We start from the raw sequence: 1207 nt of genomic DNA on the forward strand, positions 1-1207 counted from the left end.
AGTCCCCACGACTCGGTTAACGACCATAACAGACCGGCTTGTCCGGTGACGACGCCACTGCTGCCAGATTTGGCTTCCGCGGTGAAACCACTAACCGGTTCATCGTCCCAGCGCATCGACAGATAGCCAAGCCCCAAAGAAGCGTAGGGCGTGATTGCGCTTTGCTCTTCGATCCAGTCATAGCGGGCGCCGGCACCGAGTATCGTAAAGTGCCGATCACCCGGATTGAGATAAGTGCCTTCGACGTACAGGGAAAGCGGCTCTTCGAACGGTTGCGAGAAAAGGGCGCCAATGTTGAATGCTGCGCCCCAATCGTCTACGCCATTGATTTGGTTAATACCGCCTTGGCTGTCTACGCGGTCATCAATACTGAACTGCGCGCCTACATGCCCATAAAGTGACGTGAGTAAAGGAGGTTCTTTGGTCGTCTCTTCGTTGGCGTATGAGATGCTGGGCAGCGCTAAAAAAGCGGCAGAGAGCATAAGCGAAACGAGCCAGTGGGTCGAGTGCCCATGGTTTGGGTACGCGGATCTTTTGAAAAAGGGGGCTTGCATGGCATGGGTACCATTGAGTGTTTTATTTGCTTGAAAAACTAGCATTGGATCTATCGTTTGGTCAACGAAATTAGTTGGCGGATAGATATGGATATGGATATGGATATGGATATGGATGTGTGATCGTGTTTGCTTGGTTTTTAGCACTGTCTGAATGTTCGGTCTGAGTTTTCGGGCGGGGTGAGACTACCGATGCCCGACTCAACCTCAACTAGTTGGAATACTGCCTTAGAGACTGTTCATAGGTCAGCGTCCTACCTTGGTTTTTTTCTACTTCCAGCTTTGGCTTGGGTGCTCCGGGTTGATTCAACCAATAGGATTGCGCTTTTTTCGGATTTAATCTTGGAGCGCACTTTAGCTCTTTGTTATGGCTGAGGTTTTCAAGTGCATTGTCGAGCCTGTTGGCTAGGGCGTTCATTGTTTCTTCAGGCGTGGTGGGATTGCTGAGCGCCTCAGGGATACTTTGCCACCAGGCAGGAGAGAGAGCTGGGTAATTTGGGACATTGGTGCCAGTGGGTGTCCAAAGCTCTCTTGCAGGGCTTTGATAAAACTCGACGAGCCCTCCGAGCGTTTTTGATTTTTGGGTGAACGCGTCAGAGTTGTTGTCAGATTTTCTTACGGGGGTTAGGCCTACTATGGTTTTCTTAAGTGAC

Annotated in this window: 1 protein-coding gene and 1 pseudogene; both read right to left on the minus strand. The window is 50.5% G+C overall.

The genetic code is table 11. The features are described from left to right. The coding region (locus A3750_RS00240; protein WP_156498257.1) for a hypothetical protein at window positions 1-599 on the minus strand (599 nt) is incomplete at its 3' end. Window positions 600-765: 166 nt separating this feature from the next. After that, window positions 766-1207, minus strand: a pseudogene (locus A3750_RS25540) (carbohydrate ABC transporter substrate-binding protein); the annotation flags it as partial.

The organism is Oleiphilus sp. HI0079, assembly GCF_001635105.1.